The 13,881-nt window shown below is 32.3% G+C and carries 15 protein-coding genes; 1 reads left to right on the forward strand and 14 read right to left on the reverse strand.

Annotated features, from left to right (window positions below; translation table 11 throughout):
• From ACMGE6_RS02145 to ACMGE6_RS02155, 3 genes are all read right to left on the reverse strand, one after another.
• Positions 1-1,533, reverse strand: coding sequence for an AbgT family transporter (locus tag ACMGE6_RS02145; protein WP_414054279.1), 1,533 nt, complete (start codon positions 1,531-1,533; stop codon positions 1-3).
• 197 nt (positions 1,534-1,730) lie between these two features.
• On the reverse strand, positions 1,731-2,762 hold the full coding sequence (locus ACMGE6_RS02150) for a hypothetical protein (protein ID WP_414054280.1): 1,032 nt from the start codon (positions 2,760-2,762) through the stop codon (positions 1,731-1,733).
• Positions 2,763-2,780: 18 nt separating this feature from the next.
• On the reverse strand, positions 2,781-3,677 hold the full coding sequence (locus ACMGE6_RS02155) for a hypothetical protein (protein ID WP_414054281.1): 897 nt from the start codon (positions 3,675-3,677) through the stop codon (positions 2,781-2,783).
• A 246-nt stretch (positions 3,678-3,923) separates the two neighbouring features.
• Between ACMGE6_RS02155 and ACMGE6_RS02160 the strand changes: the two genes are divergently transcribed.
• Positions 3,924-4,337: a DUF2188 domain-containing protein gene (locus tag ACMGE6_RS02160; RefSeq protein ID WP_414054820.1), complete on the forward strand. Its 414-nt coding sequence runs from the start codon at positions 3,924-3,926 to the stop codon at positions 4,335-4,337.
• A gap of 27 nt (positions 4,338-4,364) precedes the next feature.
• On the opposite strand, the gene ACMGE6_RS02165 is transcribed toward ACMGE6_RS02160, so the two are convergent.
• The 11 genes from ACMGE6_RS02165 to ACMGE6_RS02215 all read right to left on the reverse strand — a co-directional run bounded on the left by ACMGE6_RS02165 (position 4,365) and on the right by ACMGE6_RS02215 (position 13,878).
• On the reverse strand, positions 4,365-4,811 hold the full coding sequence (locus ACMGE6_RS02165; protein WP_414047675.1) for a hypothetical protein: 447 nt from the start codon (positions 4,809-4,811) through the stop codon (positions 4,365-4,367).
• Positions 4,812-4,936: 125 nt separating this feature from the next.
• Positions 4,937-5,509, reverse strand: coding sequence for a hypothetical protein (locus tag ACMGE6_RS02170; protein ID WP_414054282.1), 573 nt, complete (start codon positions 5,507-5,509; stop codon positions 4,937-4,939).
• A gap of 93 nt (positions 5,510-5,602) precedes the next feature.
• Positions 5,603-6,250, reverse strand: coding sequence for a hypothetical protein (locus ACMGE6_RS02175; protein ID WP_414054283.1), 648 nt, complete (start codon positions 6,248-6,250; stop codon positions 5,603-5,605).
• Positions 6,251-6,500: 250 nt separating this feature from the next.
• Entirely contained in the window at positions 6,501-7,082 is a 582-nt protein-coding gene (locus tag ACMGE6_RS02180; protein ID WP_414054284.1) for a hypothetical protein, read from the reverse strand.
• 152 nt (positions 7,083-7,234) lie between these two features.
• A complete protein-coding gene (locus tag ACMGE6_RS02185; protein WP_414054285.1) occupies positions 7,235-8,275 on the reverse strand; it encodes a restriction endonuclease in 1,041 nt (346 codons plus the stop codon).
• Between the two features lie 31 nt (positions 8,276-8,306).
• On the reverse strand, positions 8,307-9,254 hold the full coding sequence (locus tag ACMGE6_RS02190; RefSeq protein WP_414054286.1) for a helix-turn-helix transcriptional regulator: 948 nt from the start codon (positions 9,252-9,254) through the stop codon (positions 8,307-8,309).
• A 3-nt stretch (positions 9,255-9,257) separates the two neighbouring features.
• Positions 9,258-9,914, reverse strand: coding sequence for a hypothetical protein (locus ACMGE6_RS02195; protein ID WP_414054287.1), 657 nt, complete (start codon positions 9,912-9,914; stop codon positions 9,258-9,260).
• 289 nt (positions 9,915-10,203) lie between these two features.
• Positions 10,204-10,536, reverse strand: coding sequence for a hypothetical protein (locus tag ACMGE6_RS02200; RefSeq protein WP_414054288.1), 333 nt, complete (start codon positions 10,534-10,536; stop codon positions 10,204-10,206).
• Positions 10,469-11,773, reverse strand: coding sequence for a nucleoside recognition domain-containing protein (locus tag ACMGE6_RS02205; RefSeq protein WP_414054289.1), 1,305 nt, complete (start codon positions 11,771-11,773; stop codon positions 10,469-10,471). Before ACMGE6_RS02205 ends, ACMGE6_RS02200 begins: the two co-directional genes overlap by 68 nt.
• Entirely contained in the window at positions 11,773-12,855 is a 1,083-nt protein-coding gene (locus ACMGE6_RS02210; RefSeq protein ID WP_414054290.1) for an NAD(P)/FAD-dependent oxidoreductase, read from the reverse strand. The genes ACMGE6_RS02205 and ACMGE6_RS02210 overlap by 1 nt, the downstream gene beginning before the upstream one ends.
• A 120-nt stretch (positions 12,856-12,975) precedes the next feature.
• The gene (locus tag ACMGE6_RS02215; RefSeq protein WP_414054291.1) at positions 12,976-13,878 is read right to left on the reverse strand and encodes a carbohydrate kinase family protein; all 903 of its coding nucleotides are present in this window, start codon (positions 13,876-13,878) and stop codon (positions 12,976-12,978) included.
• Positions 13,879-13,881 lie beyond the last annotated feature (3 nt).

Here is a 13,881-nt window from a genome sequence, read left to right on the forward strand (position 1 = left end):
CTACTTACCCCCTAAATGAATTGGACCACCTGGACCAACCGGAATACCTAGGAAGTACCAAACTAATAGTAATAACGTCCAGAAGATACCGAATGCAATAGAGTAAGGCATAAGTGCTGCAATCATTGTACCTAGTCCAATATTCTTATCATACTTTTGTGCATAAGAAAGTAATAACGGTAAATATGGCATCATCGGTGTGATGGGATTCGTAATCGAATCACCTACACGGTAAATGACTTGCGTAAAAGCTGGATGAATGCCTAAAAGCATGAGCATCGGTACTAAAATAGGCGCTAGAATAGCCCATTTCGCTGAGGCACTTCCAATTAACATATTAATGAATGCTGATAAAATGAGTACACCTAAAATTAACACGACACCATTTTGCCCCTTTAATAGAGCCGCACCTTTGATCGCCACAATCGTACCTAAATTACTCCAAGTGAAAAAGGCTAACATCTGAGCTGCAAAGAAAACAATAACGATAAAACCACCCATAGAACTCATCGATTCAGCCAGCATCTCAGAGAACTTACGTGTCGAACGCATTGTTCCGGCCATATAACCATAGATTAATCCTGGTACTAAAAATAACAATGTAATAATGGGTACAATCCCATTCATTAACGGAGAATCATCAATTAACGATCCTGTCTTAGCATTTCTTAGTAGCGCATGCTCTGGTACAGTAAGTAATATGAGTAATCCCATCAATAACAAGATACTAATATTCGCCCAAATCATTGCCTTACGTTCCTGTGGTGCAACATGCTCATTTGTTTCTTCATCCGTGTATGTACCCTCATACTTTCCAAATCTCGGAATAACAATCTTACTTGTCACAAACCATGCAACGACAAGTAATAAAAACGTAGAAGCACATAAGAAATAATAGTTCATCGCAGCATTAACTTTAACGCTGCCGTCAATTAACTTCGTCGCTGGTTCTGTGAATGACACTGCTAAAGCATCTGTCATACCAATGACTAAACTCGCTGAGAATCCTCCTAGTGCTGCAGCATAAGCCATCGCAAGGCCTGCAATCGGATGATATCCTAAACGAATAAACACCATCGCTGCAATTGGAGGTAATACAATTGTCGCCGCATCCCCAGCAGCATTCCCCATAATACCTACGAATATAATAATTGGAATGATAATCTTCTTAGGTGTCTTCTCAATCGTATATTTCATTAACGTTTCGAAATATCCCGTCTTTTCAGCAATACCGACACCGATCATTACAACAAGTACAAGTCCGAGTGGCGGGAATGCTGCAAAGTTAGGTACCGCTTCAGAAATAATCTTCGCTACGCCATCTGGTGTAAGTAGATTAATCGCTTTAACAACCTTACCATCAGCAGGATTCTTTGCTTTTACTCCAAATAGACTTGCAATCCATGAAGCAATAAGTATTAAGCCACACAATGAAATAAAGATTACGACTGGATCTGGTAGCTTATTACCTGCACGTTCAATACCGTCCAGGAACTTGTCCATAAATCCCTTTTTCTTTACGTTTTCATTCATTACATCTCCCCCTGTTTAATTGAGTGAAAATTCAGTTAAATAAATTTATAATACTATACTATCGATACTGTCTGGAGAATACAAATAATTATGTAAAGAAATACAAGGTAATATAATCATTTTAATAGATTCAAATTAAAATAAGCTCATTCTCCAATATAGAAAATGAGCTTACATTTATTGATATAATTGTACTTTTACTCGTTCATTTTTCTCAGATACTTTACATTACCTTTGTAATTATTCAATGCGACGATAATTTTATAGCCATTGTGTTTGTTATAATCATAAATCAATTGATGTTCAACTCTTCCGTTTGCAATAAAGCGTGTACTACTTGGCTGACCGTAAGCTTGAATTATTTGTGCATATGAATAGTTTTTAATTGGTGTGATATAGACACTCTTAATTTTTGGATTAAATCTAGAAGTTAATTTGACAGAAATATCTTTAAAGCGTGATAATACCCCTTCATCTGAAGCTGACATACTACAACCGAATGAATTTTCAGGAATGCTCTTACCTACTATAAACTTACCGTAACTTCTATTATTGTTATAAAAATAACCATCTATAAATGCTTTAGATAAAATATTAACTGTTGTTCCCGGATCACTTGCATAACATTTAAACTGATTACGTGGTTTATGACTACTATAATCTTTATTCTTCATCCACTCACTAAATGTCTTTGTCGGTTCAGCCCACCCACCTAAACCACCACGTTCTTCAGGTTTCATATGAAATTGCTGCTGAAGCGTTATTTCAGAATAGGACAATTGAAAAGCAGTAAATAAAAATTTATCATAACGAATAACATAACGCTTATAATCATCATAATATACACTCGATTTTGGAGCATTTGCTATTTTTTGTTTTGCGTCTTTAGATAGTACGAACTTGCTATAGTTCGTTTTACCAGGTAACGGTTTTATAATTTTAATACCAGAATCATTTAGCGGGATAACATAATTACCTTTAAGTACAAGGTAGTCATAACCGTGTAACTGCTTACGCTCTACAACAGTAACCTTCTTTCCCTTTTGCAAAGTAATCATATTATCACTCGAACCGTTTCCTAATAAGGCTTTCGTACTCTTAGTAAGTACCGCTTCATATGTGTTTATCCCAATCTTTAAATCACTAGGCTTAAGATTAACTGCATCAGCTGAATTAAAATTTGAAACGAGTAAACCAGCAGTAATAGTAGAAAGTAATAACTTTTTCATTGCGTATCCCCTTTTGTTTTATTTAATCTCTTCCTTAACCATCTTTCCATTTACTATCTTATACGTTCCTAATATCTCTAAGTCCTGATTGCGATAGTTCACATAAAACTCATTATTTCCATCCAACTTGATATCATCCCATACATATTGAGGGTCTAATTCATTAGTACCTTCCATCGCCATTATTTCATTATAAAATCTTTCTCTGGCAGTTTGATTCGTCATCGTCTCTTCCTGCGCAAATGCATTATATTCTGGTTGATTACCGATTTCTACAATATTAGATAACTCTTTCAACGAACTAAGATTTTTCTTTTGATCATACATTTCCTGCGTATTGTATTTAATTAAATTATTAGATTTTAATATATCTCGGTAACCATTTTGTGTTCCACCTATGATTGTCTCTGTATCCGTAAAAGCAATAAATGAAATAAAGTTCGATTTGCCAGGATAAACTTGATATACCTTCACACCTTCTGGAACAGTACTGTCTGTCACAGGTGATAATATTAATCGGTGAAACTTTTTAAGTTGTGGTTCTGGTGGGAGTTGTAACTTAAACGTTCCAGTTAAAATTTCTTTACCAGAAATGATGTATTTTTCAGCATCCTCATGCAAAAATGCTAATGCTAATTTTGTTTTTTCATCGATAGCATCTTCAGATTCTACAGTTTCAGTCGTATTCTTTTCTTCAGAAGTTACCTCTGTCGTTACCTCCTCAGTTGTTAATTTCTCAGTACTATCTTCTTGCTTTGATGCTGTTTCAGTAGTTTTAGATTCTGTCTTCTTAGAAGTCTCGTCTTTCTTCTCACTTTGTTCTGATGACGCTTTAGTTTTAATTTTTTCTTGTTCTGATGAACATGCTGATAGGACAACAGAAAGCACTACTAAACCTGATAAAATCTTTTTCATGGAAAGTCTCCTTAGTTATCTATATATTTTTTATTGCTGTTTTACTTACGATTGAACATTAATCATTTAAAAGTAGTTTTACAATTTTATAATAATATAAAACTCGATTGCATTCCATCTAATTTTATATAAATTGGATTTAAAGATAATTATTTATAAATATTGTAATTTAAAATATCAATCTCCTATGATTCCTTATTCATATTTCGGTTATATAATAAGTAACGATATCTTCAAGGAGGTTCTATTATGTGGACGATGGATGATTATCCGAATAGCTGGAAGAATTTCGATGAGCTTGAGCGCAAGAAAGCGATTGATATTGGGAATGCGATGCTTAAACAAGATTATCAAGAATCAGATTTAATTCCGATTGCGACGAAACAAGCGCAGGATTGGTATAAAGATGCAACCGATGAGGAATTAGAGACATTAAAGCATAAGAAGATTACTTTGCATAAGAAAAATGATAGCGTAAATCCGGATTTAATTGATAATGATGTTGAAGTGTATTTCGAAGATGAGGAATGGAAGGTTAAAACGAAAGGTGCAAAACGTGCTACAGCAACTTTCAAGACAAAAAAAGACGCCCTTGCTCGAGCAAAGGAGATTGCTACGAACAAGAACGCACAGGTGATTGCGCATAATAAGGATGAATAGATCGGTTACCCTTTTAAGTTACTTTACTTAAAAGGGTATTTCTTCGTTTTCTTCTTGTAATGATTGATAGAACTTCTGGAAAAGATCATTGTCTTCATATTTTAATTCTATCTCATCAAGCTCAATGACTACGTCTAAATATTTTTCAATGGGCAGTTCTTCAAATGTTTCTTCAGATGTAATATCAATTAATATAGAAAGTCCTTCCTTAATCGGAAAAGCATAACGAACAAAATTTTGAACTTGTTTCATGTTGTTCTTCTCAACATACGCTTCAATCTTATCGATATTCACTTCAGACTTTAGCTTCTTATAATGACGTTCCAATGTTTCTAAAATATTATCAATATCAAACAAACCTTCAAGCTTATCTTCAGAGGCTACAAGATTTACAAGTAACATTTCAATATTTTCTAGTCGCTTTTCAATACGTTCCTGGTTCTTTAGAATCTGATCTAATTTTTTCTCTGACATATGATCACTCCGTGGTTAATGATTGTATTCAAGTTCAGTATAACAAAGGAAAAGTTAAATAAGAATTTAAAAAAACTCAGAACCGAAAATGTTCCGAGCTTTAATATGAACTTACTATCGACGTATTACTTAACCGGATTAGGATTATTTAAATATGGTCTGTATTGTTTATAAATTTTCGCCCATTTCTTAGAAACGTCTTTATTCGGGTTATTTAACACATGAATTTCAGTAAGTCGATATGAATTCCACTCTAAGTTTCTGTAATAGAATAATGCACTATTACGATAAAATTCTACGTAGGCATAACCATCATCTGCTGCTAAATTTTTTACTACAAGTAAAGGTGTGCCATAATATTTACGCACAGTTTTCTTTGAGATATTTGACATTACTTGCGATCTAATAACCGATATCTTCTTAGTATTTAGAGGTTTATTAGCTTGGAAATATGCATATGCTTGACTATCATTTTTAGTCATTATTCCACTTTTTTTACTCACATAATAGTTTTTCTTTCCTTTATAATAACTAAAATTCCTTCCAACTTTAAAACCATTAGGTTGGAATTTTCCAGCTTTCACTTTTGAAGCTGTTGTTTTGTTGAACCAATTGATATTAGCAGCATGTGCTTCATTCATTGAAATTCCACTTAATACAACTGAACTCAAAGCTAATACAGATAATAATTTCTTCATATCTTTACCCCTTTATAAATTATATTTATTATTAAAATGACGACATATTAGATTTTTAACATATTATTAAAATTAATATATGCATCATGATAACTAATATTTATCCCAATAATCGATATTGATACTCCTGTTGTAATCTAAATAACCAACTATATTATAAAAATTATCAACAACAAAGTTTTGCCACTTCACAAACTCAATTTTATTTTTATATTTCTTAAATTGTACTTCGTCTAAATAAATCTTTTTTTGAGTATCATAGTTATAAATAAAAGTTACATTTTTATAAAAGTCGATATAATAAACCGTATTACTACCTGCAATTGCACTCTTAATTTTTTTAGTTACTTCTGGTTTCCCATAAGTTTTCAACATTTTTGTTCTACTAAAAGTTTGATTTACTGAAGGATATTCATCCTCTATTCTATTAATTTTTCTTTGCTTTAACTGAAGATCTTCCTGTAAATCCATATACAATGAATCTCTCGAACTTCTTAAACTGAACTTTTCACGTTTACTATCATATTTAAAGTCTTTATTCTTTAGTAGTGTCGAAACTTTTGTTCCTAATTTTACACCATCAAAAGTTAATGTACCTCTTTTAATTTTTTTCACGACTGATGGACTCGTATAATTAATATTTGATTTATTTACTCGTGCAGCTTCCGATTCATTTTGAACCGGTTGAAATACTGTTACTGTTGTTAAAGCAATCATCCCTGATAACAGAATTTTTTTCATTAAATTTTCCATCCCTTAAATTAGTATTTATTAAATAAAATACTAATCATTTACGAGTAATTTGTCAATGATGTTGTAAATTGACATCTTATTGAGTTTTTACATCCTACTCTAATAATTTTTTTCTTATAATTGATCTGTCAATAACAATAAAAAACAGAAGCCTAAATATTAGAACATCTGTTATAATAACCATTATTATGTGATTACTTACTTTTATCTTTATTTTTAATTAATAATAAAAACATTACTATTTAATTCTCTCTTTGATAATATATTTCAAATGTCCTTTATAACTATCAAAACCCACAATAACTTTGTAACCAGTGTTTACTTTATTATAGGTTAAAATATGTTCTATATTCTTATCAACTTTGAAAGTATAGTCGTCAGGTTCACCATAAACTTTTAACCATTCATTATATGTGACGTTATCTGGACTCGTATACATTAACTTTGTCACTTTTTCAAATGATTTATCTGATTTAAATCCAGCATATGATCCAACATTAAACTCACCATATGTAGTTTGCATTCTATTATATGATTTAAAATTAGCATAAACTTTTCTAGCATTCTCACCAATTTTATGATTAGCTATAATATTTTTATTGCTATCGACAAAACCATCTTTAAATTTATCTGAAAGTACATCAACTTTAGTTATATCTTTAATTTCTATACTATTCTTTATATTTTTATTCCAATTATAATAAGATGCAGGGAGCATAGCTTCCTCTGTGAGACCATCGCCTTTACCAATTAACCCAAGCGTTAATAAATCTTCTTTTCCATTCAACCATTTGTGATAGTAATTTTTGTCACTTTTCAAATAAGTAGCATATTCTTTATGATATTTAAATTTTTTACATTACTAAAAAAGCTCAAGTCACCAATTGACTTGAGTCATATTATATATAAATAATTATTTACCAAGCATATTCTTAGTCGTAAATTTAGACATTGAAATAACCACAATAAAATTTATTTCTTATAAATTTTAGAATCAAATACAAATCCAGAATCAAATAGGAGTTCTGCGAAATCTGTACCATTTATGATTTTTATATATTTAAGTTCATCAGCTTTATCTTTATATTTTTCCGGTAAAAGATCTTCATAATTATTAACTAACTCTCCAGAAGTGATAAACCATTTAACGGGTACTAATTGGATAAAGTCGCTATCCTCTTCACTTTCATAAGCTAATAGTTGTTGTATTCCTGTAGTATCTGATGTTCCTTTATGACACTTAGCTTGAACATAGATCACTATGCCTAACTTATTAAAAGCTGCTTTGACGTCTATATCTGCACGAGCATCATTATTTCCATTTTGGTTCTTTGGAGGTATAACAACTTTATCTGCACCAATATGTTTTAAATAGGCAACGACTAATCTTTCAAATTTATCATGTCCTATACTTGTGATATATTGATTAATCTCTTTTAAAATTGATTTTTTTGTTTCACTGAAATCATCAATAGGCGTTTTGTTTTCAATTGATTGAATCATGTTATCTATTAACTTTTTATCTTCATCATTAAATACCAAATTTGTTCCTCTAAATTTTAATTTGCTATTTAATGTACTGTCTAAATAATCATATCTTGATACATCTCCATATAACAATTCAACTTTTACCATAAATCCAATATCATATTTTTCATCGACACCTGTTTTTGTCGCCGAAAATACTTCAGGTGTTTCTATCACTCTATAAATAGAAAATACTTGAGCTTTAGGTACAATAACTATTGAATCGATATTTAAATTTAGGAAGTTATAAATAAAGTATCCTTGTCTTGCTGTTAACCAATTCAATTTTGTTTCCTCAGACAAACCTTTAAAGTACTGACCAAAATTATATTTACTTAATTCTTTATCTCTCGCTTTTCTAATGATTTTATCAGCTAATTCTTCACTATGTTTTCTGATATCTCCCCAACCTATTGGTAAATATCCTTCTTTCAGCATCTGATTCAACTCTTCTGAATGATGTGAAACCCTGTGCATTAAATACATATTTAATCCCCTTTTCCATTTATGATTTTTATTAAATATAATAATCCAACATTTCTTTTAGTTCTTTCTTGTATGCATCAACAATTGATTTAGGTGATAATACCTTTACGCGATTCCCTTGTGAAAGTAACCAATATACGATGCCATAACCGAATGTCTCAACTTCAAAAGTGTAAATATGATTACTGTAGTCCTTACTTATCACTTTTGCATCTGGAAATTCATCAAAAATATATTCTGTAAATGGATAATACAGTTGAAATTGAACGCGATGATGCTCACCGTTATACATATTGTTCATCTTTGCGACATAATTAGTAAATGAAACTTGTTCAAACCCAGTTGTATCAACCTTGATATCTACCGCTTCATAATGATTAATTCTATCTATTCTCATATTCGTAACAAAACCACGTTCATTAATTCCGATTAAATAAAAATAATAATGATGAAATACAATATGTTTAGGCAATATAACATGCGTCTTAAATTCATTAAATGTATTCACATACTCGATTTTCACACTGTTTTTCGTTTCAATCATTTTACTTAAAGAAAATAATATCTCAAAGTAATCTCGATTCATCGCAGTTGTTTCATATGATTCAATCATTTTATTAAATAATGACTGAATTTGTGTTTTATGTTCCTCATTCAGTAGTGAGGTTAATACGTGCATACTCTCATTTAATTCTGCTTTACTCAATGCTTTAGAACCTATAAGTACCAACAAAATTGTATACACTAATTCACCGGTTAATGAACCCTCCCTAACTAAACGAATCTCCTGATCATTCATATCAATAGATAAGCCATGAAATTCTTCAGTAAATTCAGCAATAGTTGCCACATATCGTTTAATATACTTATTAAAATATTGATGATTATCATCAATAATTGTTTTTGCTTCATCGATGGAAACAGTACCTTTATTCAATAACGCATAAAATAACTTTAGTACCTTCAATGATTTAGTCATTCATTACCTCACCTGCTGTAATAGTTGATTCGTAAAATGCTCGTTGCACCATATTTCTAAATAGCCCATTAAATGAGAGTTTTTCAACACTAATATTTTACGATCCTGATTAAACATATTAAATATATATTGCCAGTTGAGTTCTACAAACGAAAATAAGCAATCTCTCTTCTTAAATTTCTTTGCTAATTTAGGCTCTGTTACTCTATATTGATTATGACATACATGAATAAACACTTGTGTATTATATAAAAATAATCGATTAATCTTGTGCTCATTATCTGATAATATAAATATTTTTGAATCATAAATATTTAGAATCACATTAGGGTTTTGAATAAAAGTATCCATGCTCAATATATTGGAATTAAATATATCTACAAAAAAACGCTCAGAATGGAAAAAGCAGTGCTTATTAAAAGAAATAATATCACAAAAAGTGAATCTCATTTTACAATCATTCATTAATACTCTGCCACTCTCACCTAATATTACAACACAATTTTCAAAATAAATATCGCGCGTTAATTCAATCGGTTTATTGATTAATACGTACTCATCCCTAATATAAATCTTTCCCATCCTTAATGCTATTGCTTCTTCTATATCGTATGTTTTGTTATAAATCGCACTTTGAATCCCTGAATAAACTTTTTTCATATAAATCCCCTCCTATTTGAGAAGAGTATATCAAATAGAGTGGACAAAAATTGGTTAGTAAAAATTACTGGATAAGTATTAAATTAATTCATACGAAAAGCCCAGATTTTTATTAATCGAGGCTTTAAAATATTTAATCTGAAACACCTCAGAGATGGGCTTCGTTTAACTCATATTCACATGATTTTCTTTTTATGACTTCATATCAGCTAGAATGTTATTTTAATACCACTCTATGCCAGCTAAGTTATCTTTATTACTATAATTTTTTTGTGATTATACTCAGTGATTAAACCAACCAACTCATACCTTTTAATATGCATACTAAGATAATTGTCGTTGTTGCTTGTTTTGAAAGTAATATCAAAGCATTTTTTACCCCTAACGTTTGCCCGATTTTTATCATTGTAACTAAGCACGGTGTTAAAGTACTACATACCAATAATGCAATTAGTATCGTAATATCCCCCTGTAAAGATTCATGCGGTATACTATTTAACAGTAATATGCCGTCTTTGCGAATCATACTTGCAACAACGGCTGGTGCATAATCACTACCAAGACCAATTAATCCGAGTAAAGGTGACACCCAATGATTGAGATGATTGATAAGACCTGTCACTTCCATCACACTTGCGATGATACAAATAAGAAAGAATATCGGTAAGGCTTGCGTAAAGAACATTTTTAAAACTCGGTAAACTTCTGACTATCACACCGCGTAGTGACGGCATTTTTAAATAGACTTTTCTCGGTGTTAAACGAGGTACTTTGTTGTTATTTTTAAATAACTTCGCATGAAAGATTGTGCCTACGATCAAAATAAAAACATACGGCATAATTAAATGCATATGATGGTTCTTAGATAATACTGATAAAGTTGCGCCGATTTGATAAGAACATGCCGAACCGAATGCGATTATTGATACACATTGCTGTTTTGTACATGAAAAGCATGACTTCGTTTCATTTAATGCTACGACATTACAACCAAATCCCGTGATGACTGGTAATAGGTCTGAGCCTGTTAAACCGATATGACGCATGAGTGGATCCAGCGTATCTGTAATCCAGTCTTTAATGCCGATTTCATTATAGATTTCTGTCGCTATCGTCAACAGAATAACCACTGGGAACGCCCAGATAATAGAGAATATGCCAATCGATAATAATCCATAATGACCAAATAATAATTGCTGAAAGACAGATGATATCTGCGTATTTATTCGTGATAACACATAAGCATCGTACCAGCCCTCCATTACGCTGGACAGCTGATAAGCGAGCCAAACCGGTACAACAAACATCATCATTACAGCGAGCATTGCAATCATCACTCGTATGAAGTATGGTATTTGTTGCGGCTTTGAATCACCTTTCGGAAACTGTATCAGCTGCATTTCTTTATACGTCATGACTTGATTGGATAACGTTGGTGTTTCATGCCTTAAATCTACTAATTCGATAGGCAATCGTTCATCATAAATCGTCTGCTTAAGTTGCTGTTCTGTCATTTTATCCTTGAACGTTATAAAGATTCTAAACAGCTTATGTTTCAATTGATAACGCTCAATAATCTTATAAAGTGTCTGCATTTCTTCATATAGATGAGGGCCACGTGCAACAAGCCAGATTTCTTCAGCCTGAGCGATATGCTTTGGCAGTATATCATGTACAGCGATATCATCACCAATTCTAAAACCCGGTGTATCCACAATGACATAATGATTTGTCGCATATTGTTTATATGATTTCGTAGAACCTCTCACATTAACTGATACATCATCTAAACCTTGTAAACGTTGCGCTAAAGAAGTTTTTCCGCTTGATTCTAAACCTAACAAAAGGACTGGTTTCATCAGCACTGACACTCCGCATTACAACATGATAAATCCGTTAAATACATATTTTGGCGGATGTAATCCTGCTTGACTGATTCATCTATCTCAAAACCTTCACGTGTTAATATGTCTTCAAGCACCACCATGAATCGTTGTCTAAACTTATAAATAAAACAGAATATCACATCAGATTGTCTAACACCCGGACCACATAAATAAATATTGTTATGTTTTGTCGATTGATCTACAGCTGTGAGTTGAGCTAAACCATCCTTCATTTCAAATAAATGGTGAAACACAGGCGGTACAGTATGAAAACCAGTACACACAATCGGTTCATTTTTAGACATAATGGTTTCCCCGTTATCCAGGACAACTTTGAATCGTTCATTATCCATATCAATAGATTCAACACGTCTATTATTCATTACTCGAATTAAATTACTATTTAGCGTAAGTAAACGTTCCTTCGTATAAGGACTAATCGTCTGACTTGGATCATGATGATGAAGCAATAACTTTTCATCAGGATGAATTAGTAGCACACGCTCACCTTGACGATTTAAATTGATCAAAGCATCCATCGCACTCTCGCCATTACCAATAATAATACGTTCGCCTTCAATATCCTGCCAAGTTGTGACATCACTATAGTGTATTCCATAATCAAATAAACGCTTCGGCGCATTAAACTCCCCACATGCTAATATCACAGCATCCGCTTCAATATCCCCTATCGTCGTCTTTAAAGTAATGCCTTTGTCTGCAGGGATAATCTCTTGAACTTCGCAACCCACAGTGACATTTAACTCAAACTGCTCCTCAATTTGCGTTAAATATTCTCCGTATAGCTCACCACTTAGATGTTCCTGATTTAAAGTATAAGCAGGTGAACTATCCGGCATAATTGCATTTAAATCAAGTAAGCCAAAGCCGTGACCATTAAAACTCGGCGTAATGAGTTTCGTCTCTTTCGGCCAATTATAGAAAGTAGCACCGACTTCATCTTTCTCATATATCATGTAATCCTGATAACCTAATTGCTCTAATGCATAGCCCAGTCCAATTCCTGTAGGACCTCCACCAATAATTGCAATCATTCACTCATCTCCATAAATCGTAATAATTACTATTTATAAAGTATAAGCTAAACATCGCATGATTTCAACGTAAAAAGCACTTAAGCAAGATAGCTAAAGTGCTGGGTTAATATTTCCTATTCAACTATCTTGCAATAACTGACGTAATTCATTAACATCTGCTTCATTTAAATTCACACCATTACGGCTAACAATCTTACTTGATACATGATTTCCGAAACGAATCGCATCTGATAAATCATAGTCGATAGTTAAAGCTGCTATCACCCCACCGATATGACTATCTCCTGCGCCAACCGTATCAACGACTTTAGCCTTTACGCCTTCAATATAGTGAAACGCACCATCATAGAAACAAGATCCTTTATCACCAAGCGTCGTTATAACGATGTTATTCGTTGTGTTATGCATCTTTATAATTGCTGTTTCTAAATCCTGTTCATTTGTTAAAGCTTTAATCTCTTCTTCGTTGCAATGAATAATTGGATGTAGACCATATACCGCTTCTAATCTCTTACTATCAATCAAAGTCCCTCGAGGTCCCGGACAAAAGATAACTGTTCCTTTCACATTATTCAATGTATCAATAATCAACGGACCATCGCGTTCTTCAATCTCCAGACCACAAATATAAATATAATCAAAATCATCAATGTCTAAATGATTTAACCAATCCGGATTGAATGTATATTCTACCCCATGATGCGATATAAACGTACGCTCACCAGATTGCTCAACGAAACAGTAACAACAACCATTTTCCGCTTCAACCATTATTTCAGGCGTCATTCCCTGTTTCAATAACTCAGACTTTACAAACTCACCATAAATTCCTGTACCAACAGGAGAAATAAAAGTATGTGGTAAATCCAATCGATGCAGAACATTCGCCACATTATATGCACAACCACCGACACTCATTAACTGTTCTTTAACATGAACATCCCCAGCCGTGGTTGGTAACTTATCAACATAAATCATAATATCGCAAACTGTAGAGCCGATGATTAAGGATTTTTTCATTTT

The sequence above is a fragment of the Macrococcus equi genome (assembly GCF_047426745.1).
Taxonomy (GTDB): Bacteria; Bacillota; Bacilli; order Staphylococcales; family Staphylococcaceae; genus Macrococcoides; species Macrococcoides equi.

Bases quoted from the DNA above. Each gene is read 5' to 3' on its own strand.
- ACMGE6_RS02145 (WP_414054279.1), bottom strand. From the start codon at position 1,533: ATGAATGAAAACGTAAAGAAAAAGGGATTTATGGACAAGTTCCTGGAC.
- ACMGE6_RS02150 (WP_414054280.1), bottom strand. From the start codon at position 2,762: ATGAAAAAGTTATTACTTTCTACTATTACTGCTGGTTTACTCGTTTCA.
- ACMGE6_RS02155 (WP_414054281.1), bottom strand. From the start codon at position 3,677: ATGAAAAAGATTTTATCAGGTTTAGTAGTGCTTTCTGTTGTCCTATCA.
- ACMGE6_RS02165 (WP_414047675.1), bottom strand. From the start codon at position 4,811: ATGTCAGAGAAAAAATTAGATCAGATTCTAAAGAACCAGGAACGTATT.
- ACMGE6_RS02170 (WP_414054282.1), bottom strand. From the start codon at position 5,509: ATGAAGAAATTATTATCTGTATTAGCTTTGAGTTCAGTTGTATTAAGT.
- ACMGE6_RS02175 (WP_414054283.1), bottom strand. From the start codon at position 6,250: ATGAAAAAAATTCTGTTATCAGGGATGATTGCTTTAACAACAGTAACA.
- ACMGE6_RS02185 (WP_414054285.1), bottom strand. From the start codon at position 8,275: ATGTATTTAATGCACAGGGTTTCACATCATTCAGAAGAGTTGAATCAG.
- ACMGE6_RS02190 (WP_414054286.1), bottom strand. From the start codon at position 9,254: ATGACTAAATCATTGAAGGTACTAAAGTTATTTTATGCGTTATTGAAT.
- ACMGE6_RS02195 (WP_414054287.1), bottom strand. From the start codon at position 9,914: ATGAAAAAAGTTTATTCAGGGATTCAAAGTGCGATTTATAACAAAACA.
- ACMGE6_RS02205 (WP_414054289.1), bottom strand. From the start codon at position 11,773: ATGAAACCAGTCCTTTTGTTAGGTTTAGAATCAAGCGGAAAAACTTCT.
- ACMGE6_RS02210 (WP_414054290.1), bottom strand. From the start codon at position 12,855: ATGATTGCAATTATTGGTGGAGGTCCTACAGGAATTGGACTGGGCTAT.
- ACMGE6_RS02215 (WP_414054291.1), bottom strand. From the start codon at position 13,878: ATGAAAAAATCCTTAATCATCGGCTCTACAGTTTGCGATATTATGATT.